The organism is Acinetobacter colistiniresistens (genome assembly GCF_024582815.1).
GTDB lineage: Bacteria > Pseudomonadota > Gammaproteobacteria > Pseudomonadales > Moraxellaceae > Acinetobacter.
Genome location: NZ_CP102099.1, coordinates 1,443,822 through 1,466,164 on the forward strand (window position 1 = coordinate 1,443,822; position 22,343 = coordinate 1,466,164).

Here is a 22,343-nt window from a genome sequence, read left to right on the forward strand (position 1 = left end):
AATAATGGTTAAGAAAAGCGCAAACTCGGCGTTGGGACAAATTGACCAACAAGAGTTACAACATTTAATTACGGTTTCCACGGGGTTTATTGATGCATACATTATTGAATGTCATCAAAACGTACCCATGCTGTTGCCACAAAATATTGTATTGTCAGCAATGGATACTCAAACCAATGTTGATCATATTGAATGGCATGATTTAAAACTTCCTGTATACGCGGTCAATGATCCGATGCAAAAACAAGGTGTGGCCCTGGTTGTCGAAGGAGATGATGTATCACAACGCTTTGCCCTAGTTTGCAATCAAATGCCTGAGTCGATCCGTTTACGTATTTCGGAAGTGGTCGATGAAGAAGGTGAAGTTGACGATAGCAAGGTGTTTAAATATGTGAAGATGGGGGAAAACCGATTTTATGTCCCACATCTACAGAATATACAGACCCAACTTGGACTGTAATAAAAGGAACTCATCAGAGTTCCTTTTTATTTATACATTTTTATTTTAGGCAAGTAGTTCGACTAGAATTTGTTCGTAGATTTCAGCCAATGGTTCTAATTCTGCGACATTCACATGTTCATTGATTTGGTGGATTGTTGCATTCAATACGCCCAATTCAAGTACTTGTGCACCTGTTGGTGCAATGAAGCGACCATCAGAAGTGCCACCACTGGTTGAAAGTACCGTATCAATCCCCGTGACATTTTTAATCGCGGTTTTTGCCGCATTGACCAAGTCACCTACAGGCGTAAGAAATGGTAAGCCCGATAACGTCCACTGAATATCATAATGAAGGTGATGTTGATCCAAAAGTTCGACTACGCGTTGTTTTAAGATATCCGCAGTCACTTCCGTTGAGTAGCGGAAATTAAACGTAACTTGTAATGTGCCTGGAATCACATTGGTCGCGCCTGTGCCAGCCTGAATATTGGAAATCTGGAATGAAGTCGCAGGGAAATATTCATTGCCATTGTCCCAAACGGTTTCACATAGCTCATTTAAGGCTTTAGATGCGGTATGGATCGGGTTTTCTGCCAGATGTGGATAAGCAACATGACCTTGCTTGCCGTGTACAGTTAACACGGCATTGAGTGAGCCACGACGGCCATTTTTAACGATATCGCCAAGTTGATTGGTACTCGATGGTTCACCGACCAAGCACCAGGTCATTTTTTCATTACGTGCTTCCAATGTCTCAACCACTTTCACTGTCCCATTGATGGATGGGCCTTCTTCATCAGAAGTGATTAAAAAAGCAATTGAACCTTTATGATTTGGATGTTTAGTCACAAAACGTTCAGAGGCAACCACCATGGCAGCCAAAGCAGTTTTCATATCAGCAGAACCGCGACCATATAATTTACCATCACGAATACTCGGTAAAAATGGATCGGAATTCCATGCATCTAAATGGCCCGTTGGAACAACATCAGTATGGCCTGCAAAACAGAATACCGGACTTTCAGTACCACGACGTGCCCATAAATTATCGACATCTTCAAAGCGCATGTTTTCGATGTTGAAACCAATTTTTGCTAAGCGTTCTGCCATGATATTTTGACAATCATGGTCTATCGGGGTGACAGAAGGTTGGCGTAGGAGTTGTAAACTAAGTTCGAGCGTATCGGAGTGATTCATGCGAGATGGAGCTAAATCTGGTGAAATGTGAACCGATATAATAGGGGAATATTGTGGAGAAAGGTATTAAAAATAAACCTTATCTAGGTCTAGATAAGGTTTGGTAAGGCGGGTTGTATCGAATTACATTTTATTTTGCGTTTTTTCAGCCGTTTGAGTTACTTTGTCACCAGCTTTAGATACATCCTTACCGATACCTTTAAATGTATTACAACCAGTTAAAACAAAAGCAGTCATGATTGAAGCAACTAAGATTTTTTTCATCATCTTCTCCGTTTAAATGTAATTATGATGTACTTAAGAGGCTAAAAAATTTAGCATTAAATGAACATAAGGGTTTGATGGTAAATGTGTTATAAAATGTTACTCTATGAACTAATGAGTTTGTTTAGGTTTGCTAAACAATAATGAGGGCTGGCGAAACATATAAAACACAGGAGTCGGTGAATCCTGATAATAAAGACCATTGCTCCACCAGACTGCTGTTTCAGAAGTGGGGTACCGATCGGGACAAAGCCATTCATGCCGCTGTAAGCGATAATAAGCTGTTTCAGGAAGATCAGTGCCCCAATGACCTAAACGCCTTGAGGTGTTAATCCAGCAAGGCAGGTTGAGGTGGTGGGATTCTGCTGGAAGATATAACTGTCCCTTCATCACCGCAAATTTGCGTTGGATCTGATGATGATTTGCTTCAGTAAACTGGAACTGACGCTCGGTAAAATGTTTTAATTTACGCTGTAAAGTATCTTCTCGGTTCAGTCCATACCACTGTGCTAAATCTAGCTCGCCTTCACCTAAGTAGTATTTTAAAGCCACTTCCCAGTGCTCTATTTCTTGAGTGTCTTGATTAAGAAGTAAAAAATCAAGTTCGCCTAATGTGATAGCACCTGCAATTTTTTGAATACTATGTCCAAGGAGCTGGTACGGATGATAAGCGTCATCTAATAACCAAAACCACAATAGATTTTCAAAACGCAAACCAAGCCGAGTACTTTTGAGTTGCGCCAGAAAATCAATTAAGGGTTGGGGCTGCTGATCAAGTTGTTTTAAGCGGTTTTCATAACCTAGATAGTGATCTAGCCAGTTCTGATTTGAATGAAGCTCAAACGGATGCTTAATGTTTAAATCAGGTGGAATTTGAGCCAAAATATTCGGACTGGCAATACAAAATGCTAAATGTCGTACGATGGGGTGCTTAAACTGTAACCACGGCTCAAAATAGCAAGGGGTGGTAATCATCTTAGACATGAAGTCACTCAATCATTGAAATAATAGGTTAAGTTTAAGAAACGACACTAAAAACGCTTTATACTAGCACGGTTGTAAACAGGTATTGGTTAATGGCTCAATGAAAACTTTGTTCTGGCGTAGTTTGGTCGTATTTTTTATTACGTTGGGAATCATTGGGGCGATTTTACCGGGAATGCCCACGACAGTATTTCTGATTCTTGCCGCATGGGCTGCTTCCAAAGGTTGGCCTGAAATGGATGCGTGGTTACTCAATCATCCTAAATATGGTCCGACCTTACGCAACTGGCGTGAACATGGCACTGTGCCACGTAAGGCAAAATGGATTGCCAGTATCATGATGTTGATTAGCGGTATTTTGATGCTGTTTACCAATGCGCCATTTTGGGTCAAAGTCTTTACCGATGTCACCATGTTTATTGTTGCGGTATGGTTGTGGTTACGCCCCGAGCCTGAGCAGCGTTAAGAAAAGCAACGCTTTTTAGCTGCGCAAGACGAGCAGCTATGCTGCGAGTGGCGAGGATAAACAAACTTAAAGCAACGCTCTTGCGAAATGTATTTCTCATGCGCAAGACCTTGCGCCAAATATGGTTCATATGCTGCGAGTGGCGAATTAAAAGAAAAGCAACGCTTTATGCTGAGGGGTGGCTAAAGCCCTGTAACAAGAAGACTATGCCTAAATGCAAGAGATGAAATAAAGGCTGGCAATGAGAAAAAATACAAGGGTTGTGCGTTTATACTTATATTTAAAACTCACCCATGATTAAAACTACGGAAAAGTACAAGAAAAAAGCGCCCGTCTATGTTGAAATGAAGTTGTTCCATCCGTTATTGAGATAAAAATGAGCTATACCTTAGATCAGGCAGATATTGTCATTGATTTAGCACAACAAACATTACATTTGCCAAAACAGAATAAATTTTATGTGATCTCTTCTGGGAAGAACGGTATTGGTGAACAGGAGAATAGCGGGAAAACGCCTCGGGGTTGGCATCAGGTCGCACAAAAGATTGGTGAGGATGCACCTAAAAATGCCGTATTTATTGCACGTCAGCCCACAGGGGAGGTCTATGACCAGCAATTGGCTCAGCAATTCCCGCAACGTGACTGGATCTTATCGCGAATTTTATGGCTGGATGGTTTAGAGGAAGGCTTTAATCATGGAGAAGGGCACGACACGTTTAAGCGTTATATCTATATTCATGGGACACCCGATACAGAACCGATGGGGATTCCCATGTCGCATGGGTGTATTCGAATGAAGAATGATGAAATTCTCGAACTATTTGGACTCGTTTCTGAGCAAGCGCTGGTTTATATCTCAGAACATGCCATCGAAAATGAGCTAAGAAAATAGCAATAAGTGCTTAAATAAAATACAGAAATGTCGGTTTTTTCAAGGAATTACTTATTTTTTAATCACTCGTGCGGTTTTTTTGGAAAAGAATGGCAAAAGCGTTTGACAGGCTGTAAAGATTCTCTATAATGCACCTCACAAACGATGAAGACGTTAAGGGCGCTTAGCTCAGTTGGTAGAGCGTCTGCCTTACAAGCAGAATGTCGGCGGTTCGATCCCGTCAGCGCCCACCAAGCCTTTACGTTAAGACTCAAGTGCAGCGGTAGTTCAGTTGGTTAGAATACCGGCCTGTCACGCCGGGGGTCGCGGGTTCGAGCCCCGTCCGCTGCGCCACTTAAGTTTTAATCGTCGTTTGCTGTGATTGCAAAATTATCGTGCAGCGGTAGTTCAGTTGGTTAGAATATCGGCCTGTCACGCCGAGGGTCGCGGGTTCGAGCCCCGTCCGCTGCGCCACTTTAAGATTGCAAGAATAGCTAGAGTTGATTAGATAGGATTAACATCCTTGATATTCAGACAGATTTTAAAGTTATACTTTAAGTTTGTTACCTCGCTCAGGGCGCTTAGCTCAGTTGGTAGAGCGTCTGCCTTACAAGCAGAATGTCGGCGGTTCGATCCCGTCAGCGCCCACCATAATTTGTGACACTTACTTCTGTTTGGAAGTAATACCGTGCAGCGGTAGTTCAGTTGGTTAGAATATCGGCCTGTCACGCCGAGGGTCGCGGGTTCGAGCCCCGTCCGCTGCGCCATTTTCTTGATATCATTTTAAGAGAATGTTAGTTTTAACAAGTATCTTTATACTTGATCTCTGATACGAGATGCCATTAGAAAAATCAAAGATTTTTCTCTTGCGCTCAGACAAAGCTTCGCTTTGTTGATCCTCGCTCAGGGCGCTTAGCTCAGTTGGTAGAGCGTCTGCCTTACAAGCAGAATGTCGGCGGTTCGATCCCGTCAGCGCCCACCATATTTCTTCTCAAATTCCTCATTGTTGTAATCACTATAAAGTTATTTTATTATTAGCATTAATAATGATTCTAATAAGACTTACTCTATGAGAAATCCTTATCAACGCAAGGCTGCGTCGAAATCTCAAGCTACCCCCGTCAATTCTTCGCTCAAAGAGAGCTATCGTCAATTTATTCAAAATATTATTATACAGCGTCAGGTGATTGCGCTCTATCATGACGGTTGGGCACTATGCTCAACTCCATCTGGCCAGCATGCTTTATCGGTTTGGCAGAGTAAAAGCTTGGCAAAGTTATTGATTAAAGACAATTGGGTGCAATATGAGATTCAGGAGGTCTCCTTATTGGCGTTTATTGAAAAAATAATTCCCTTTCTAAAAGAAAATAATACGATTTTATCTCTGGACTTGACCCCGGAAGGAAATAATATCTTGGTTTCCCCAGATGCTTTATTATTGGATATTAATAATTTTCTGTACCAAATCTATTTGCAACGTCCAGATGTATTTGCTGAGCTAAAACTTCCGTTACCACGCGATATTCGTTTGCATAACTCAGCATCATCTTGAGATCGGGAGGAGCGTCCTCAATCAATATTCATTGAGTAGCCAACCACTGGCATAGGCGAAGTATTCTCTTAACCATGCATTGTAGCGTGTTGCCAAAGGTGTGCTTGCACCAAGCATGGTAATATCGCGATAGCCTTGTTTCTTGGCAATGGCTGCTGCACGTAAGGTATGGAAATCGCTGGTCACAATTGCAATCGGCTGTTGAATGCTAATCTGTTGTGCCTGCAATAACTGCTGGCTATTTTTAAGATTAAGTTCGGTGCTGGTGCTTTGATCTTCCAAAATGATTTGAGAGGCAGGAATCTGATAGCGCTGTTGTACATAGTTTGACATGACGATGGCTTCACTCTGGGTTTCGCCAAAATCAATACCGCCCGTCATCACCAATTTAGCTTGTGGTTGAGCCAAAGCAATCGGGGCAGCACGATCCAGTCGTTTGGCCAGCGTCGCAGAAGGTTGCCCATTTTCAATACCACTCCCTAACACAATAATAGCCTTAACAGGAGAGATGGTTTGCGCTTGAGTATTATTGTGAGAAAGATAATCAAAGAAATAGCCTAAGCTAACAACCCAGATCCAGAAGCACAGCCAGCCAAAGCGCCAAATCGAGTGCAGGCGAAAATGATAGAAAAAGAAACGCTCAATATGATAATAAAAATAAGCGTAAAGACAGAAAAATAGACCAAGCAGTAAGGGGAGTACTGTTCCGATATGAATCTTCTTAAAGGCGATGAGAATGGCACCATCTAAGAACAAGACTGAACCGATAAGGGCTAAAACAATACGAACCCATGAACTTATTTGCATAATCTTAATTGTAGTCGATTTGAATCGTGCTAAGTGTATGCAAAATTCTGAGAAAGGCAAATTCTCTTATGGTCTGATGAAAAAAACGAGTGACTAGCACTCGTTTTTTAGATCGGACAAAATTAATAAACATCGCGACGATAACGTCCCGCCTGCCTTAATTCATCTACTGTTTCCTCGCCGAGAATATCATTCAACGCTTGATCGACCCCACTTGCCATGCCTTCAATACTGCCACAAACATAGATTACGGCGCCTTGCTCAATCCATTTTAGCAATTCATCGGCATTGCTGCGTAAGATATCTTGTACGTAGATACGTTGTTCTTGGTCGCGGGAAAAGGCGAGGTCCAAACGTTGCAGGCTCCCCATGTTTAACCAGGCTCGAATGGTTTCCTGATAGAAGAAATCACGTTCGCGTTGACGTTCACCAAAGATCAGCCAGTTGGCGGTGTAGTTTTGTCGATTCCGTTGCTGTAATAAACTCATGAGTCCAGCAATGCCTGTTCCATTACCAATACAGATAATTGGACGGTTATCGTCAATCAGATGGAAAGATTCATTGGTGCGAATACGCAGAGCAATCGTTTGTTTTAGTTGGGCAAACTCCGTGAGCCAACCTGAACCTAGACCAAGTTGACCTTGTTCATCCTGTTGTTGACGAACCACCAGTCGTAATATTTGCTGCGAAGGAATGCTGGCAATCGAATATTCACGTGTCGGTAAGCTTGGAAGTTGTTCCAATAAATCTTCAAGCGTGCTGAAAGGTTTGATCTCGACCCGTAAATTCTTATCCCAAAGCAGCTGTTCAATTGTTTGACTCAATGACTCAACCAGACTGTTTGCTGGAATTTGATATTGGATCAAGAAATTTTGAATTTCAGCTAAGCTATTGGCTGGTTGTATCTCCGCAATATCACCTGCATGCCAAGTCATATCTGAAGCTGAGCTGAGCTCGATGTTATAGGCGGCTTGTCCTAAGCTATTCGGATTGAGCAATGTGCGTTCAGCGAGAGTCCATTGATCAAACACTTTCTCGATATTCATGGCATGTAGTTCATGCTTGGTCACGACTGAAAGGGCCTGATTCCAGCGTTGAATATCGTTGGCATTGGCATTATCGACTTCGATTAAGTCAAATAATGCTTGGGCTTTGCATTGTTTTAGCCACGTATCAACAGCATAACCAAAGCTACAATAGCTATCTGGGTATTCTTTTGATCCCAGCGCAAGCACTGCATATTGCATTTGGCTGAGGTCGAGGTCTTGTTGCATCAGTTTTTTGCTAAAACTGGCGGCAAGATCGGGTGCTTCGCCTGTGCCATAGGTACTGATTACAAATAAAACCTGTACTGCTTGTAAAAGGTCTTGTTCCGTCAATTGTTGAATCGGTTTGACTGTGGTTGGCTGCTGCGCTTCTTGCAAGCTGGTTGCTGTACGCCAAGCCAATTGTTCAGCCACGCCTGTTTGCGATGCATAAGTAATCAGCCAAGGTTTGGCATTCGGATCAATTGGCTGTGCGCTGAGTGATTGACGGGCTGCGAGAGTGAGTTTCTTCTGCTTGCGACGTTTTAGATAGAGCATCCAGCCTGTTATAAAGAACAGTGGCATTGCCAATGAAGCCAGCATGGCAATAAATTGATAGGTTGAACCAAAGAAGCTACCCCGATGTACAGGCAGCATACTGCTCATGATTTTTTCATTGAGCTTTTTGTCTTCATACAGTTCAAACTTTTCAAATTTATTTTCTTGATAGTTATAGACCGCTTGATTGCGTGCGCGCTCATGCTGAGGAATGGCATCAACAAAGGAAAGCTCAACTTTAGCATCTTCACGTTTTGGAATATTCAGGGTCAAGCTTGAGTATTCACGGCCGATCTGTGCATTTACTCCAGTCCATGTTTGCGTCAGGATGGTGCTGACCTGTGCTTTGGCCAGTTCTGGTGGTTTATCTTTGCCGCGTTCATTATTATGCTGATTGCGTTGTGGTTGTTCAACGCCCATGACTTTGAACATGCCGGCACGCCACCAGTCATAAGACCAATATAAGCCAGTACATGCAAAGAGCAGATAGAACACCACTACCCAAGTTCCAACTACAGCATGCAGATCCCAAATAAAATTACGGCCTTTCAGTTTGGGTTTAATAAAGAACCATTGTTTAAAAGTGTGTTTCTTTGGAAAGCGTAGATAAAGCCCACTCAAAACAAAGAAAATCAGCATCAATGTAGATGCGCCAGTAATCTGCGCACCGAACTCACCTGCGGTTAAATTACGATGCAAACGCTGAATAAATTGCAGCGTGTCACGCCCCTTAATGTCGGGTAGGACTTCTGCGGTATAAGGGTTAACCATCATATTGTAGCCACGACGTGCACCTTCTTTTTTAATATTGACGGTAGAAGAGGCTGTGGGGTCTGAAGCGATAGTAATGCTGTTAATTTCAATCTCGGGTTGTTGCTGATTGAAATGTTGATACAGCTGGGCAGGGCTAAGTTTAGGTGTTTGAGCAACTTCAACGACATAGCTGTCTTGGTTGATCCACTTTAGAATTTGCGGTTCGTATGAGTAGATTGCACCCGTGACTCCCATTAAAGAGAGAATCAGCCCTGCGGTAATCCCTAAAAACCAATGGATCTGAAAGAAAACTTTTTTAAACATGGTCAAAAAATGAAAAGATAATGGAATTCATGTAAAAATTATAACCCAAGAATAAGAACATAATATGGATTTTGTAGGTAATATTGATTTTGATTCTCATTTATTTTATGGGTATAAAAATTTATATCACCTTGGATATTGGTTACGTATTTTTACTAGTAAAACTGATTGGTCTGTATACAGGTGGCTTTTATTGTTTATAATTTAGTTAAATTAAAAACAATGATAAGGATATCTATATGCCTCTGGCTATAATTGTGCAAGGATGCAAGACAGATCATGGTGGTGTGGTTATACAAGGACACCCAAGTATTTCAATTAATGGTATTGGCATGGCGGGCAAAGGCTATATGGTCGCCTGTCCTAAATGTAAAGGTGTGTTCCCAATTTCTGAAGGCGCAGAAAACTTTATCCTGCCTGATGGTAATCCTGTCGCTTTGGCTACGATGAAAACGGCATGTGGTGCAACCCTCCTTCCAAGTTCATTTTTGGTGGTTGTAGACCCAAGCTCACCCTTTGGTTCTCAACTGATGGGGAATCCTAATGATGAAGGTGAAGATACAGTACCACCACCTGAAGATCATACAGGGCGGTTTCAATTGGTTGATCAAAATACAGGACAACCAATTACGAATCGTCGTGTAAGAGTCACTTTAGCTGATGGTACCAGTACGATGTATGCAAGTGATGATCAAGGCTTTACTGATTGGATTTATACGCCTTCTGAGCAAGAAATTCATCTCAATTTAGTGGATGAATTAGACAATGGCTGAACAAGGAAAACCTCTTGGAACATTAAAAACGGCACCTGCTCAACTTCAAACAATTAAAGTTGTTGCTATTGGAAATGATCAACTGGACCCACAAGACAAAGAAGTGATCTGTAAGGCAATTTGCTATTGTGATGCCAGACCCAATAAAGGTAAGGCAGGGCATAATCAGTACCAATCATGTGTATCTGAGCGTTTAAAGGAACTAGATCGCTTCTTGGGGCATCATAGCCCTTATAAGCCCGAAGTAAACTATGACATGCATAAAAATCCCCCTGAACCCATCATGGACAAAGGAATTTTAACTAAGGCTCATGACTATCTTCCTGGGTGGATTAAGAAATACTGGGAAAAGGACAAAGGCTATCCTTATGAGGCTGGCGAAGGTATGGTTCGTCGACCTGATGTGGTCATTGTCAAAGACCCCACCAAACCACCCACTCAAGACAATATTAAACAGGTGGTTGAAATTAAGTTTGGTACTGATGATTTTGGAAAAACTCAAAAAGAGGAATATGCAAAGATTGCAGGCAATCGACATAAAGTTAAACAGCTAGATGCGAATGAATGTGATTGCGGCAATCAAAAAGACGATAATGCAAGCGAAGTATCGACTGCAGCAGCTTGGGCTACTGCAATAGCTGGAACACTTTTATATTTTATTTCCAGAGGAAAAATCCCTCGACCACGTTTCCCATTACCTAAACCAACACCAGCTTGGTAATTTTGGACAAAGTTATGCATTTTAAAAATCAAGAAGATTATAAAGTTTGGGCAGATCAACAGGAAAAAGGCGCAATTGGTGGAGGTATTTTCACTCCCCAAGGTCCAGAAGATTATGTTGGGGCAATCCCTGCCATTCGTGCCGTCCTTTATTTTAAAGAAGGCTATAGCGATGAAATGCGTGAAGCCATAGTGCAATGCTTTGATGATTATCAAAAAATTGCTAAAAGTCATTTAACATGGTTATGGCAAGATGAACCACCCAAAGGCGAAAAAGCAACTTCAGCCTATAAAGATACAAAACCATTAACAGATATTTTGAAATCCTACAGCCAAATGAAAGCATTTAATTTGCTATATACCAGCGGAAAGGAGAAATTTGCGACGGGCGCATGGGAGTGTAATATTAGCGGAAAAAGTAAATGGCAAATAGAAAATGGGACATATCAAAGTACCTTAACTTTTTCGATGCCTGTTGAATGGGTAGAAGAAAACACCAAAGTTTTTATTGAGTTATTTATCAACTGTGCTCGACGCTTAAAAGCCAGTCATGGTTATGCGGGCTATGCTTGTATTATTTCTCAAATCCGTGATGACAAGAATGAACCGACAGAAGCCTATTTATCTCGTAAATTTTGGGCAATGGATATCGGGAATCCATTCCTTGACGCAAGTTATTTGCTTAATGGCATAAAAACAGTCAGTTGGCTCACTGCAATTAACAACGAATGGTTTAATAAAATTCGTGAAGAAGAAGCCTTAAATAGTGAGTTACCAATGAGCTGGTTTATTGGGTACGATTATGGGACTGGCATCGTGATTCAAGCAGGCAATCTCCCTTTAAGTGGTTCTGACGAAGTTGACCCTCTGCCTGCACCTTATGTCTTACTTAATCGTATCCTGAAGCCATTACGAGTCGAAAGGATACAGACGCTGCATAGAGGCAATTACGATACAGAAGAAATACCTCTGCTTAAAGGTTATCGAGCCGAAGCATGGATGAAACGTTTTGACATTAAAGATGATCAGAAGCTTGAGTATTTAGGCAAGCTACAATCTGAGCCAAAGCTAAACTCGAAGCATGCATTCTTAGATCGGCGTGTGGATTGGGGGTAGGTCTTTGCATTTTAAAAATCAAGAAGATTATAAAGTTTGGGCTGATCAACAGGAAAAAGGTGCAATTGGTGGAGGTATTTTCACTCCCCAAGGTCCAGAAGATTATGTTGGGGCTATTCCTGCCATTCGTGCTGTGCTTTATTTTAAAGAAGGCTATAGCGCTGAAATGCGTGAGGCGATTGCACAATGTTTTGATGACTATCAAACCTACGCCAAAGAACATTTGACTTGGCTGTGGTTATCAGAACCTCCTAAAGGGGCTGGTTCAGACAGTACTGAGTTCAAAAAGACAAAGCCCATACGTGAGATTTTTAAGTATTATAGCCCAATGAAAGCACTTAGCTTTCTTTATACCAGCGGCAAAGAAAAATTTGCTACAGGCGCTTGGGAATTTAATATTGGCGGAAAAAGTAAATGGCAAGTGGAAAATGGGACATACCAGAGTGTTTTAACCTTTTCTATGCCAGTCGAATGGGTTGAAGAGAATACCAAACTATTTATTGAATTATTTATTAACTGCGCGCAACGCTTAAAAGCCAATCATGGTTATGCAGGCTATGCCTGTATCATCTCTAAAATTAGATCTGAAAAAAATGAACCTACAGAAGCTTATTTTTCTCGGAAGTTCTGGGCAATGAATGTTGGTAACCCATTCTTAGATGCTAGTCATTTATTAAATGGTATAAAAACAGTCAGTTGGCTCACTGCAATTAACAACGAATGGTTTAATAAAATTCGTGAAGAAGAAGCCTTAAATAGTGAGTTACCAATGAGCTGGTTTATTGGATACGATTATGGGACTGGCATCGTGATTCAAGCAGGCAATCTCGCTTTAAGTGGTTCTGACGAAGTTGACCCTCTGCCTGCACCTTATGTCTTACTCAATCGTATACTGAAGCCATTACGAGCCGAAAGGATACAGACGCTGCATAGAGGCAATTACGATACAGAAGAAAATCCATTAATTACAGGTTATCGAGCCGAAGCATGGATGAAACGTTTTGACATTAAAGATGATCAGAAGCTTGAGTATTTTGGCAAGCTACAATCTGAGCCAAAGTTAAACTCTAAACACGCATTCTTGGATCGGCGTGTTGATTGGGGGTAGGTCTTTGCATTTTAAAAATCAAGAAGACTATAAAGTTTGGGCTGACCAACAGGAAAAAGGTGCAATTGGTGGAGGTATTTTCACTCCCCAAGGTCCAGAAGATTATGTTGGAGCTATTCCTGCCATTCGGGCTGTGCTTTATTTTAAAGAAGGCTATAGCACTGAAATGCGTGAAGCGATTGCACAATGCTTTGATGATTACAGTCAAATTGCTAAAGAACATCTAACTTGGCTTTGGCAAGACGAGCCACCAAAAGGTGAAAGTGAAAGTATAACCTTTAATAAGGCCAAGCCTATACGTGATAGCTTGATGAAAGCTTTCTATTTTTTATACACTAGCGGTAAAGAGAAATTTGCGACGGGAGCATGGGAGTTTACTGTTGGTGGAAAAAGTAAATGGCAATCAGAAATGGGGATTCATCAGAGCGTTCTAACCTTTTCCATGCCCGTGGAATGGGTTGAAGAAAATAGCAAACTTTTTATTGAATTATTTATTAACTGCGCGCAACGCTTAAAAGCCAATCATGGTTATGCTGGCTATGCCTGTATTATTTCTCAAATTAGAGAAGATAAAAATGAACCAACTGAAGCCTACTTATCTCGAAAATTTTGGGCAATGGATGTTGGAGATCCGTTCTTAAGTGCAAAATATCTTATCAGCGGAATAAAAACAGTCAGTTGGCTCACTGCCATTAGCCATGAATGGTTTAATAAAATTCGAGAACAAGAAGCCTTAAATAGTGAGTTACCAATGAGTTGGTTTATTGGGTACGACTATGGGACTGGCATCGTGATTCAAGCAGGCAATCTCGCTTTAAGCGGTTCTGACGAAGTTGACCCTCTGCCTGCATCTTATGTCTTACTCAATCGTATCCTTAAGCCATTACGAGTCGAAAGGATACAAGCTATTCATTGGGGAAATCAAGATACTGAGGAAAACCCTCTAATCAAAGGTTATCGCGCCGAAGCATGGATGAAACGTTTTGACATTAAAGATGATCAGAAGCTTGAGTATTTAGGCAAGCTACAATCTGAGCCAAAGCTAAACTCGAAACATGCATTCTTAGATCGGCGCATAGACTGGAATAACGCATCTAATCTGCTTTAAAAAAAATGATGACATTATCCTTAATTTTTCTTTTATTCATCCATTAAAAAAACCTCCCAGCAAGGGAGGTTTTGGAATCAATCTTTAAAGCTTAGATTGATTTGGCAGCACCAACGGTTTCGTTTAAATGCTTGCGTACGGTATTGAAAGAGAAGTTCTTTGAATCCATGCGTTTTGGCAAAATATAAGCGCCTTGTTGTTCTTCACCTTTTGGCGTTTTTACTTTGAAGTTCACCAAAATAAAATCAGGAGAACTATACCATTCGTAAATGTCTTTCCAGCCAATAGTTGCAGTACCTTCTTGTAGGCCCATTTTTTGGCGCATTACGATACCATGTGGTTGTACCCCTAAACGTAAGCCTTTGATTTCCTGTACTGGGAATTCAGTCATTTTACGTTTAACGTACCATTCCAGACCAAAACGTTTGATCAGATAGAACAGTACCACACTGATAATCACGACCCAGCAAATCACGGTTGAGTAGGTTGAATAATATTTAATAAGTCCTGCAGCAACCAATGAAAGCACAACCAGTGCAATCATAATCATCCATGCTTTGCGGCTGAATTTGTTGGTACTACGCCAAATCATCAGTTGAGCTTGACGTTGTTCAGCTTCAGAAACTTCATAAGGAACAGGTTGTAGCGTATAAGCGTATAGCGTTTTGGCGGTCATAGTATAAAAAATGAGTATATAACTGGGTTTAGTTTAACATCTATTGGCATGCAAAGATATTATGCCAATGGCGAATCATGGGAGCGGTTGCAATCTCAACGGCTGTTAAAGTGAAGCAAATTCGGTACCCTCTTCATTCGGTTCATGGCTCAGGCTCTGTTTTAGCATACTGAGACGCGTTAATACGCTGAGCATCAGTGAAAGTTGCTGTAAAATGATGAGCGATTTTGGATCATTATCATTATTGTCACTCAGGCGCTCACGGATGGTTTGCATCAGGTTTTGCGCAGATAGATCAGGAACTTCATCTCTCAGTAGTGCCCCTTGGATATCATCCAGAGCCTGATCAAGTAAGGCTAAGACTTCCTGATCTTGAATTTGCTCTCGATGCGCCCCCAATGCGGCGATATAGCTTAAAAAAGTATGGCTGAGACATAAAAACTCAAACGCCTGACTTTTTTTATTGATATCGATATTCGGTTCTGTCGCAATGGTTGAGATCAGTGATGCGACTTCTGCATCGGTATTATGTGCGGTGCGGCGTACCACCCGATAATTTAAAGCATTGTTGCGACCTTGATGATATTGTTCAACCACTTCCGCAAGGTATTTACATTGTGCCTGTAAAGAACGTTGAATCGAGCGGGGCAGTCTGCGGAATTTCCAGTCTGGCCAGATAAAGCTGACCCCAAACCATGCCAAGGCACAACCAATCACGGTATCAATCAAACGTGGAAAACCTGCAGCAAAAGCAGAACCATCTAAATTAAAGTTAATGAGGGCAAGGATCGTAATAAAAGCGGTCGCTTGGGCATATTGTTTACTGCGCAATTCAAGGAACAGTACACCGCTCAGAATCAGCATTACCAACTGTCCTTCGATCGAAGGAATAAAATAGATAATCGCCAGACCGACAATAATCCCGACCAGTGTGCCGATGATACGAAGGTATAAGCGGCGTTTGGTGGCATTGAAGTTGGGTTGGCAGACAAACAAGGCGGTGAGTAAAATCCAGTAGCCGTAAGCAATATTGGTGAGCTGAATAAACAGATAGCCAATAAAGAGGACGATGGATAAACGCACGGCATGACGGAATAATACCGATTCAGGCGTGAGATGTTGTTTTACCCGTACCATGATGTCATTCCAGCCCTTGAGATCATCATCTTTAAGCTGGCTCTCGGTATGCTCTGCATTAATCTTTTGCAGATTACGTTCAGTCTCCAAGTTTTGTAACTGAGCATCAATTGATTTGAGATTTTGATACAGTGCAAACAGGGCATTGATCCGGACTTGATCATATTGACCCTCTTCACGCAGTTTTTCCAGCGATAGACGCAAGTTCTCAAAACTGTGTTTAAAGCGTTTGTTATGCGTATAACGGGTACGACTTAAAATCGATTGGGCCAAGTCCTGACAGGCTTTGCCTTGGATGGACAAAATCCGCTGAAAACGAAATAAAATATCGCTATGTTGAAATACCTTTGCCAGCTTTTGATAATCAATATGGGCTGAGTCAGCGCGTTCATGGATGTCTTGTGCTACGAAATAATATTGCAGACTACGTCGAGTGTCTTTTTGCCCTCGGTCACCTTTGAGACGTGTTAATAATGACATGCGAAGATCATTAAAGATTGCGACTAACTTACCGTTTTCCATGGCGATATCAATCATACTTTGCTGATAGCTGGAAGGGGTCATGTCCACATCAAATAAGTTTGACTTGGCAAACAGGAAACTCCCCAGAGCCGTGTAGGATGCAGCAAGCTGATCTTGAACTTTTCGGACTGGAAAAAGCAGGAAGCTAATGGTAGAAAGCAAACCATACCATGCAGCACCCGCGACCAATAAGGCAGGTTGCATATACCATTGTTCAAATAAGTGCACACCCAGCATGGCATAGACCGAAATCACCAGACAGCCATAGGCAATGGTGGCATAACGACGGCCCAAAGAACCCAATAAAATCCAGCCGATACATGAGGCGATTAAGCCAATGGCAAAAGCGACAGGATAGGGGAATAACAGTTGTACCGAAGCGGCGGTAATAAAGAAACCAATATAGGTATAGAGCAGATTTTGGATGCGCACTGAAAAGCGATCATCAATATCACTAATCGCGGCGGCAACTACACCCAAAGTCAATGGAATGGTGGCCAATTGATAATTTAAAAGATAGGGAACAAAAGCTGTACCCGTAAAGGCGATTAACATGCGCACGTTATACATAAACGTGGTGTTATAGGTTGCTTGTCTTAAACGTCCGAACCAAGGATTCAAAGTTTGTCCTTTTTGTATTCTGCAATCGATTTTCTCATTCTTATTATGCACAAATATGTTGAGGATGCTAAGCTTAGAATCTAAGTAATAGATGGAAAGTAGAGCATTATGCAGGCAGAGCAACCCCATCAGCGTCAATATTCAACAGCATGGATTTTGTTGCTTGCCTTGTTAACCGCATTAGGGCCCTTATCAATTGATATGTACTTACCCGCTTTGCCACAAATGGCAGATGAGTTTGGGGTCAGTACACAAATGGTGGCCAATACCTTGCCTGCTTATTTTTTAGGGTTGGCGATTGGACAATTGATCTATGGACCTGTCAGTGACCGCATTGGCCGTAAAAAACCCCTATATTTTGGTTTGGCACTGTATGCAATCGCCAGTCTGGCTTGTGTGTTCGCCACCAATGAATGGGCCTTGATTGCCGCACGTATCTTTCAGGCCGTGGGCGGCTGTGTGGGCGTGGTCATGGCACGGGCGACCATCCGTGATCGTTTGGACATGCAAGGTTCTGCACAAGCGTTTTCCAGCATGATGATTGTGATGGGGCTGGCACCAATTCTGGCGCCTATTTTTGGCGCATGGATTTTGAATTTCTTCCCATGGCAGGCGATTTTTATCACCTTGTCGATGATTGGGGTGCTGTGTTGGCTATGTGTGCATTTCTTCTTTAAAGAATCTCTGCCTGTCGAACGCCGTTTAAAACTTTCGGCTTATCAGGTCACGACGCTTTATGCCGCAATTTTCAAAGACGAAAGCTTCCGTGTGCCGATGTTTGCGGGTTGTTTAACGGGAGCAGCCTTATTCTGTTATATCAGCTCGGCTTCTGAAGTGTTTATGGGGCAATATGGCTTATCCCAACAGCATTTCTCTTATGCCTTTGCGTTAAATGCCGCAGGGATTATGTTGATGTCATCTTTCAATAAACATCTGAATAGCCGAATGGGGATTTTCCAGCGTTTGCGCTTAGGTGGTTTAATCCAGTGTTTTGGTGCCTTGATTGTACTGAGTGCAGGTTTAATGGCAGATGCGCCCTTGGTCTTGTTAATGTCTGGTCTATTCTTGGTGGTGTCTGGAATTGGTTTGACGGGGCCAAATGCCATGGCTTTGGCCATGTCTCAGCAAGGTGCGCGTGCAGGCACAGCCAGTGCCATTATGGGCAGTATGCAATTTGCCTGTGGTTTGTTGGCAGGATTGATGTTGAACTTCTTGGTCTGGAAAGCATCTTTAAATATGGGCATCATGATGCTGCTGTTTACCAGCGCTGGCTTTTTCGCGATTTTAAAAGTTGGACAACAGCAACAAAGCAGTCTCTCTACTTAGAGACACTGCTTGACCTCCAGACTTAGTCTAAAAAGACCGTGAAGTTTTCTACCGGTTCGCGAGGGGTAATAAATGTGTTGACGATATGTTCAGGATCAGCATGGCCTAAAGCTACAGCACAGACCAGTTCCTCATCTTCAGGTGCACCCAGAATATCGAGTACGATAGGATGAAAATGATTCCATGCTGCTTGTGGACAGGTGTCTAAGCCACGGGCTTTAGCGGCGACCATGACATTTTGGATCATCATGGCAATATCCATTTTTGAACCGATGCCCATAATCTTGTTGACGGTGAAATACAGGGCAACAGGGGCATCGAACAATTGGAAATTACGTAATTGCTGCGCCGCCATTTTTTCTTTCTCGCCTTTCTGGATACCCAATAAGCCATATAGTCCCCAACCATTGGCACGACGACGGTCAATGAAGGGTGAGATCCAGGTTGCAGGATAGTAGGCGAAGGTTTCTTGATATTGGGCTGCCAGTTCGGGTTTTTGCAGGAGTTCAATTTGCGCGCGACAAACACGGTCAATCATTTCGTTACGTTTTTGCCCGGTCACCACATACACTTTCCACGGCTGCACATTGGTCCCTGAAGGAGCACGACTGGCCACAGCTAAAATATCTTTGATGGTTTGGGTGTCAACAGGAGTATCTAAAAATGCACGTACCGAATGGCGAGAGGTGATGGCATCATCCACATAGCGGACTTGTTCCGTGTTCATAAAAACTCCTTATCATGTTGGTCTTGTGGTATCTGCAGACTATAAATCAATAAATAAACTTTCGTGATAATTTTCACGGCAAAATTTAACCGAGTATAGAAAATAGCCGAGAAAATAAAAGAATTAATGCGGCCTGTTACGCATTTTTGATATTTTGTTTAGTTTGTGTGAAAAAGAAAACTATTAGTAACATAATGAAATCGAAAAACTATTTTTTCATTGCTGTCAAAATGAGCAAAACTCCTTAAATAAAAAGTACACACAATATCCGAAATTTATGCATAATACGCCCTTTTTAAAAAATTGATTAGGCTTTCCTTACTGATAGGGTGAGGGGGATTTTCTATTTCGGGCATATTAAGTTTATCCGGCTATATGCTTATGGAAAATGTTGAAATATACACCAGATACAAGGAGCTTCTCATGAGTTTATCTCTCATCCGTAAGCCGTTCGTAGTACAAGGTTTGGCAATCACTGTTGCAGCCTTGATGATGAACAACACCCATGCTGCCAGCGAGCAAGAACAGATTCAGCAACTTCGTGATGAAGTGAAAGAATTAAGAGCGTTGCTTCAGCAATATGTTCCCCAAGCAAAACAACAAAGTGTGCTTGTTCCAGGACAGGAGCATTCTAATTTAAAGGAAACACATCCGGATCATCCTGCAAATGTAGCAGTTGCTCCTGTAGTACCTCAAAAATCACAACTGGTCTTTAATACCGCCTCTGGTGCGGAAGTTAAATTACATGGTTTCTTACGCGGTGATGCTTCTTATCAAGCTAAAGGTGGCGATGGGATCTTTAACCGTATCAATAAAGTCGATTTAGAAGGCGCTGAAAAGAACAGTGATCGTTTCTATAGCACGGCCACAGTGACGCGTTTAGGACTTGATTTTAAAGCGCCTGTTGAAGGGGCGAAGGTCGGCGGTAAATTAGAAGTAGATTTCCGCGGTGGTAGCAGTAATGACACCATTCGTATCCGTCATGCATATATGACCCTAAATGACTGGTTATTTGGTCAAACCACCTCGACTTTCCTGGCAACCGACTTGCAGCCAGAAATGCTGGATTTCAACTCACCGCTGGGTATTGGGACTTACCGTACACCAATGGTTCGTTATAGTGGCGCACTGAATCCAGATACACATTATTTTGTGGCCTTGGAAAAAGGCAATGATGACAATCGCGCGCCTGCTTTGACTTCAAAATTGAAATATGATTTTGCAGAAGGTAAGGGCACGACATCTGCACGTGCATTGATTACCGAAGCACGTAGTAGAGCGGCTTATAATAATGATAAGCAACTGAGTGCCAATGATTCTGAGTTAGGCTGGGGCGTTGCGGTTGGTGCAAAATATAAGTTCACTGATGAATTACAGGCGATGATCGATTATTCGCATGTTAAAGGTGACAGTAAATTCTTGTTGTATACCAACAATGCTTACAACGTAAACCCAAATAATTTTGCTTTAAACCTAAATGAGTTTGATGCCCTGACTGTGGGCACAACCTATCAAATTACACCAAAACTGCGTAGTACCTTGGCTTATGGCGCGATGTTTGCTGATGATAGCAATGATTTTGCTAAGCAGGCTGTTGTCGCTAAAGACACTGCGCAGAATAAAACCTTGCAACAAGGTTGGTGGAATATTATGTATTCACCTGTCACACCGATTACGTTTGGTCTTGAGTATATTTATGGCGAACGTAAAACTTTTGATGGACAAAAAGGTAAGGATAATCGTGTAGGAGCAATGGCTCGCTATAACTTCTAAGCCATCTATCCTGTAGGTGTAAATCATCCGTGAAAACTGAATTGCTGAATACAGGCAAAGTTCTTGCTTAGAACTGTATGCTTTTTATTAAGTTGATTGAGTTTTCACTCATTTTGAGAGTTACTATTTTATGCGTTCCAACGTGGCGAAAAAACCATCGGAAGAACAATTAAAATAAACGGAAGAAGATATGGAATTTACTTTTAATGGTTTCTACACCCTAATTTCGGCGGTGATCGTCTTGTTATTAGGGCGTTTACTCGTTAATAAAATTGACTTCTTAAAACGCTATAACATCCCTGAGCCTGTTGCGGGTGGTTTGGTTGCAGCAGTACTTTCACTGCTTGTACACTCACTTTGGGGCTACAGTATCGTCTTTAGTAGTGAGTTACAAACCAGTTTTATGCTGATCTTCTTTGCTTCGATTGGCTTAAGTGCTAATTTCATGAAGTTGAAAGAAGGTGGTATTGGTTTAGTGATTTTCCTGATCTGTGTCGCATCATTTATTGTGGTACAGAATGCAGTTGGTATGAGCCTTGCAACGATGCTGGGTATTGATCCTTTGGTCGGTTTGATTGCAGGTTCAATCACATTGACGGGTGGTCATGGTACCGCAGGTGCATGGGGCGAAATTCTTGAAACCCAACATGGGATTCAAGGTGCTTTAGCGTTAGGTATGGCGAGTGCAACCTTTGGTCTGATTATCGGTGGTATTATCGGTGGGCCATTGGCGAAACTATTGATCAACCGCTATAGTCTTGCTCAAGCGCAAACGCCTGCAGAGATCAAAAATCGTGATACGCATCTGGATCAGCATCCTGATGAGCTTGCACCATTTGAAAATCCCCACCAAGTCCGTTTAATTACTGCGGATAATGCGATTACGACCTTGGGGATGTTTGCTGCATGTTTAGCATTTGCAGAATTCATGACTGGCTTTAGTAAGGGTACATGGTTCGAGTTACCAACTTTCGTTTGGGCACTTGGCGGTGGTGTGATTTTACGTAATATCTTAGAAAGCGTATTAAAAGTAGATATCTTTGACCGTGCGATTGATGTGTTTGGTAATGCGTCATTATCACTTTATCTCGCAATGGCATTGCTTTCATTGAAATTATGGCAATTGGCCGATTTAGCTGGTCCACTTGTTGTGATCTTAGGGGCGCAAACCATTACCATGGCATTGTATGCAGCATTCATTACCTTCCGTGTCATGGGTAAAAACTATGATGCAGCGGTATTGGCAGCAGGTCATTGTGGTTTTGGTATGGGTGCAACACCAACCGCAGTTGCAAACATGCAAGCGATTACCAATATGTATGGACCATCTCATAAAGCCTTCTTGATTGTTCCGCTTTGTGGTGCGTTCTTCGTTGATTTAATTAACGCAACAGTAATTCAATTAATTTTGAAATTCTTTGCCTAAGTCGGATCAAAAGCCCCAAGCGGGGCTTTTTTGATTCATCCATTGTTATCGTATATGTACGGATGTA

Annotated in this window: 20 protein-coding genes and 6 tRNA genes; 18 read left to right on the forward strand and 8 right to left on the reverse strand. The window is 42.0% G+C overall.

What is annotated here, in order from left to right:
* Positions 1 to 4 precede the first annotated feature (4 nt).
* On the forward strand, positions 5 to 460 hold the full coding sequence (locus NQU59_RS06970) for a hypothetical protein (protein WP_005244051.1): 456 nt from the start codon (positions 5 to 7) through the stop codon (positions 458 to 460).
* A gap of 45 nt (positions 461 to 505) precedes the next feature.
* On the opposite strand, the gene dapE is transcribed toward NQU59_RS06970, so the two are convergent.
* The 3 genes from dapE to NQU59_RS06985 form a co-directional block, all read right to left on the reverse strand.
* A complete protein-coding gene (gene dapE, locus NQU59_RS06975; protein WP_005269425.1) occupies positions 506 to 1,639 on the reverse strand; it encodes a succinyl-diaminopimelate desuccinylase in 1,134 nt (377 codons plus the stop codon).
* A gap of 123 nt (positions 1,640 to 1,762) precedes the next feature.
* Positions 1,763 to 1,906, reverse strand: a complete 144-nt coding sequence (locus NQU59_RS06980) for an entericidin A/B family lipoprotein (RefSeq protein ID WP_168926886.1) — start codon at positions 1,904 to 1,906, stop codon at positions 1,763 to 1,765.
* A gap of 108 nt (positions 1,907 to 2,014) precedes the next feature.
* Entirely contained in the window at positions 2,015 to 2,887 is an 873-nt protein-coding gene (locus tag NQU59_RS06985; RefSeq protein ID WP_257065424.1) for a DUF1853 family protein, read from the reverse strand.
* 100 nt (positions 2,888 to 2,987) lie between these two features.
* Here NQU59_RS06985 and NQU59_RS06990 point away from each other — a divergent pair, with 100 nt between their 5' ends.
* The 9 genes from NQU59_RS06990 to NQU59_RS07030 all read left to right on the forward strand — a co-directional run bounded on the left by NQU59_RS06990 (position 2,988) and on the right by NQU59_RS07030 (position 5,776).
* Entirely contained in the window at positions 2,988 to 3,353 is a 366-nt protein-coding gene (locus tag NQU59_RS06990) for a YbaN family protein (RefSeq protein ID WP_005244046.1), read from the forward strand.
* 376 nt (positions 3,354 to 3,729) lie between these two features.
* Positions 3,730 to 4,245, forward strand: a complete 516-nt coding sequence (gene elsL / locus NQU59_RS06995) for a cell wall-recycling L,D-carboxypeptidase ElsL (protein ID WP_005244045.1) — start codon at positions 3,730 to 3,732, stop codon at positions 4,243 to 4,245.
* Positions 4,246 to 4,402: 157 nt separating this feature from the next.
* Positions 4,403 to 4,478, forward strand: a tRNA-Val gene (locus tag NQU59_RS07000).
* 23 nt (positions 4,479 to 4,501) lie between these two features.
* Positions 4,502 to 4,578, forward strand: a tRNA-Asp gene (locus NQU59_RS07005).
* Positions 4,579 to 4,621: 43 nt separating this feature from the next.
* Positions 4,622 to 4,698 (forward strand) — tRNA-Asp (locus NQU59_RS07010).
* A 101-nt stretch (positions 4,699 to 4,799) separates the two neighbouring features.
* Positions 4,800 to 4,875 (forward strand) — tRNA-Val (locus NQU59_RS07015).
* 39 nt (positions 4,876 to 4,914) lie between these two features.
* A tRNA-Asp gene (locus NQU59_RS07020) sits at positions 4,915 to 4,991 on the forward strand.
* Between the two features lie 139 nt (positions 4,992 to 5,130).
* Positions 5,131 to 5,206, forward strand: a tRNA-Val gene (locus NQU59_RS07025).
* A gap of 87 nt (positions 5,207 to 5,293) precedes the next feature.
* Positions 5,294 to 5,776, forward strand: a complete 483-nt coding sequence (locus NQU59_RS07030) for a DUF2750 domain-containing protein (protein ID WP_005244044.1) — start codon at positions 5,294 to 5,296, stop codon at positions 5,774 to 5,776.
* Between the two features lie 21 nt (positions 5,777 to 5,797).
* Here NQU59_RS07030 and NQU59_RS07035 read toward each other — a convergent pair whose 3' ends face one another.
* Both NQU59_RS07035 and NQU59_RS07040 read right to left on the reverse strand, forming a co-directional pair.
* On the reverse strand, positions 5,798 to 6,583 hold the full coding sequence (locus tag NQU59_RS07035) for a YdcF family protein (RefSeq protein ID WP_005244043.1): 786 nt from the start codon (positions 6,581 to 6,583) through the stop codon (positions 5,798 to 5,800).
* Positions 6,584 to 6,705: 122 nt separating this feature from the next.
* Complete coding sequence (locus NQU59_RS07040) at positions 6,706 to 9,243, reverse strand: sulfite reductase flavoprotein subunit alpha (protein WP_257065429.1); 2,538 nt, start codon at positions 9,241 to 9,243, stop codon at positions 6,706 to 6,708.
* A 239-nt stretch (positions 9,244 to 9,482) separates the two neighbouring features.
* On the opposite strand from NQU59_RS07040, the gene NQU59_RS07045 reads away from it, so the two are divergent.
* Genes NQU59_RS07045 through NQU59_RS07065 form a run of 5 tightly spaced genes read left to right on the forward strand, consistent with a single transcriptional unit; the run spans position 9,483 to position 14,068 of the window.
* The gene (locus NQU59_RS07045) at positions 9,483 to 10,016 is read left to right on the forward strand and encodes a PAAR domain-containing protein (RefSeq protein ID WP_005244039.1); all 534 of its coding nucleotides are present in this window, start codon (positions 9,483 to 9,485) and stop codon (positions 10,014 to 10,016) included.
* Positions 10,009 to 10,737 (forward strand): VRR-NUC domain-containing protein, encoded by a 729-nt coding sequence (locus NQU59_RS07050; RefSeq protein ID WP_257065431.1) that lies wholly within the window; start codon positions 10,009 to 10,011, stop codon positions 10,735 to 10,737. The genes NQU59_RS07045 and NQU59_RS07050 overlap by 8 nt, the downstream gene beginning before the upstream one ends.
* Before the next feature lie 14 nt (positions 10,738 to 10,751).
* Entirely contained in the window at positions 10,752 to 11,852 is a 1,101-nt protein-coding gene (locus tag NQU59_RS07055) for a type VI immunity family protein (RefSeq protein ID WP_151742663.1), read from the forward strand.
* A 4-nt stretch (positions 11,853 to 11,856) separates the two neighbouring features.
* Positions 11,857 to 12,960: a DUF3396 domain-containing protein gene (locus NQU59_RS07060; protein WP_257065436.1), complete on the forward strand. Its 1,104-nt coding sequence runs from the start codon at positions 11,857 to 11,859 to the stop codon at positions 12,958 to 12,960.
* A 4-nt stretch (positions 12,961 to 12,964) separates the two neighbouring features.
* Positions 12,965 to 14,068 (forward strand): DUF3396 domain-containing protein, encoded by a 1,104-nt coding sequence (locus NQU59_RS07065; protein ID WP_257065438.1) that lies wholly within the window; start codon positions 12,965 to 12,967, stop codon positions 14,066 to 14,068.
* A 91-nt stretch (positions 14,069 to 14,159) separates the two neighbouring features.
* Here NQU59_RS07065 and NQU59_RS07070 read toward each other — a convergent pair whose 3' ends face one another.
* Together NQU59_RS07070 and yccS are read right to left on the reverse strand one after the other, a co-directional pair.
* The gene (locus tag NQU59_RS07070) at positions 14,160 to 14,744 is read right to left on the reverse strand and encodes a YcxB family protein (protein ID WP_005244031.1); all 585 of its coding nucleotides are present in this window, start codon (positions 14,742 to 14,744) and stop codon (positions 14,160 to 14,162) included.
* 105 nt (positions 14,745 to 14,849) lie between these two features.
* Complete coding sequence (gene yccS / locus NQU59_RS07075) at positions 14,850 to 17,024, reverse strand: YccS family putative transporter (protein ID WP_005269434.1); 2,175 nt, start codon at positions 17,022 to 17,024, stop codon at positions 14,850 to 14,852.
* A gap of 108 nt (positions 17,025 to 17,132) precedes the next feature.
* On the opposite strand from yccS, the gene NQU59_RS07080 reads away from it, so the two are divergent.
* Positions 17,133 to 18,350: a multidrug effflux MFS transporter gene (locus NQU59_RS07080; protein WP_043972609.1), complete on the forward strand. Its 1,218-nt coding sequence runs from the start codon at positions 17,133 to 17,135 to the stop codon at positions 18,348 to 18,350.
* A 22-nt stretch (positions 18,351 to 18,372) separates the two neighbouring features.
* On the opposite strand, the gene NQU59_RS07085 is transcribed toward NQU59_RS07080, so the two are convergent.
* The gene (locus NQU59_RS07085; protein WP_005244024.1) at positions 18,373 to 19,077 is read right to left on the reverse strand and encodes a nitroreductase; all 705 of its coding nucleotides are present in this window, start codon (positions 19,075 to 19,077) and stop codon (positions 18,373 to 18,375) included.
* A gap of 423 nt (positions 19,078 to 19,500) precedes the next feature.
* Here NQU59_RS07085 and NQU59_RS07090 point away from each other — a divergent pair, with 423 nt between their 5' ends.
* Both NQU59_RS07090 and gltS read left to right on the forward strand, forming a co-directional pair.
* Positions 19,501 to 20,850, forward strand: a complete 1,350-nt coding sequence (locus tag NQU59_RS07090) for a DcaP family trimeric outer membrane transporter (protein WP_005244022.1) — start codon at positions 19,501 to 19,503, stop codon at positions 20,848 to 20,850.
* A 190-nt stretch (positions 20,851 to 21,040) separates the two neighbouring features.
* Entirely contained in the window at positions 21,041 to 22,276 is a 1,236-nt protein-coding gene (gene gltS / locus NQU59_RS07095) for a sodium/glutamate symporter (RefSeq protein WP_005244019.1), read from the forward strand.
* The last annotated feature ends 67 nt before the right edge of the window (positions 22,277 to 22,343 follow it).

What these genes read in the sequence shown, in the direction of transcription:
- NQU59_RS06970 (WP_005244051.1), top strand. Translation starts at nt 5, where the DNA reads ATGGTTAAGAAAAGCGCAAACTCGGCGTTGGGACAAATTGACCAACAA.
- dapE (WP_005269425.1), bottom strand. Translation starts at nt 1,639, where the DNA reads ATGAATCACTCCGATACGCTCGAACTTAGTTTACAACTCCTACGCCAA.
- NQU59_RS06980 (WP_168926886.1), bottom strand. Translation starts at nt 1,906, where the DNA reads ATGATGAAAAAAATCTTAGTTGCTTCAATCATGACTGCTTTTGTTTTA.
- NQU59_RS06985 (WP_257065424.1), bottom strand. Translation starts at nt 2,887, where the DNA reads ATGTCTAAGATGATTACCACCCCTTGCTATTTTGAGCCGTGGTTACAG.
- NQU59_RS06990 (WP_005244046.1), top strand. Translation starts at nt 2,988, where the DNA reads ATGAAAACTTTGTTCTGGCGTAGTTTGGTCGTATTTTTTATTACGTTG.
- elsL (WP_005244045.1), top strand. Translation starts at nt 3,730, where the DNA reads ATGAGCTATACCTTAGATCAGGCAGATATTGTCATTGATTTAGCACAA.
- NQU59_RS07030 (WP_005244044.1), top strand. Translation starts at nt 5,294, where the DNA reads ATGAGAAATCCTTATCAACGCAAGGCTGCGTCGAAATCTCAAGCTACC.
- NQU59_RS07035 (WP_005244043.1), bottom strand. Translation starts at nt 6,583, where the DNA reads ATGCAAATAAGTTCATGGGTTCGTATTGTTTTAGCCCTTATCGGTTCA.
- NQU59_RS07040 (WP_257065429.1), bottom strand. Translation starts at nt 9,243, where the DNA reads ATGTTTAAAAAAGTTTTCTTTCAGATCCATTGGTTTTTAGGGATTACC.
- NQU59_RS07045 (WP_005244039.1), top strand. Translation starts at nt 9,483, where the DNA reads ATGCCTCTGGCTATAATTGTGCAAGGATGCAAGACAGATCATGGTGGT.
- NQU59_RS07050 (WP_257065431.1), top strand. Translation starts at nt 10,009, where the DNA reads ATGGCTGAACAAGGAAAACCTCTTGGAACATTAAAAACGGCACCTGCT.
- NQU59_RS07055 (WP_151742663.1), top strand. Translation starts at nt 10,752, where the DNA reads ATGCATTTTAAAAATCAAGAAGATTATAAAGTTTGGGCAGATCAACAG.
- NQU59_RS07070 (WP_005244031.1), bottom strand. Translation starts at nt 14,744, where the DNA reads ATGACCGCCAAAACGCTATACGCTTATACGCTACAACCTGTTCCTTAT.
- NQU59_RS07080 (WP_043972609.1), top strand. Translation starts at nt 17,133, where the DNA reads ATGCAGGCAGAGCAACCCCATCAGCGTCAATATTCAACAGCATGGATT.
- NQU59_RS07085 (WP_005244024.1), bottom strand. Translation starts at nt 19,077, where the DNA reads ATGAACACGGAACAAGTCCGCTATGTGGATGATGCCATCACCTCTCGC.
- NQU59_RS07090 (WP_005244022.1), top strand. Translation starts at nt 19,501, where the DNA reads ATGAGTTTATCTCTCATCCGTAAGCCGTTCGTAGTACAAGGTTTGGCA.
- gltS (WP_005244019.1), top strand. Translation starts at nt 21,041, where the DNA reads ATGGAATTTACTTTTAATGGTTTCTACACCCTAATTTCGGCGGTGATC.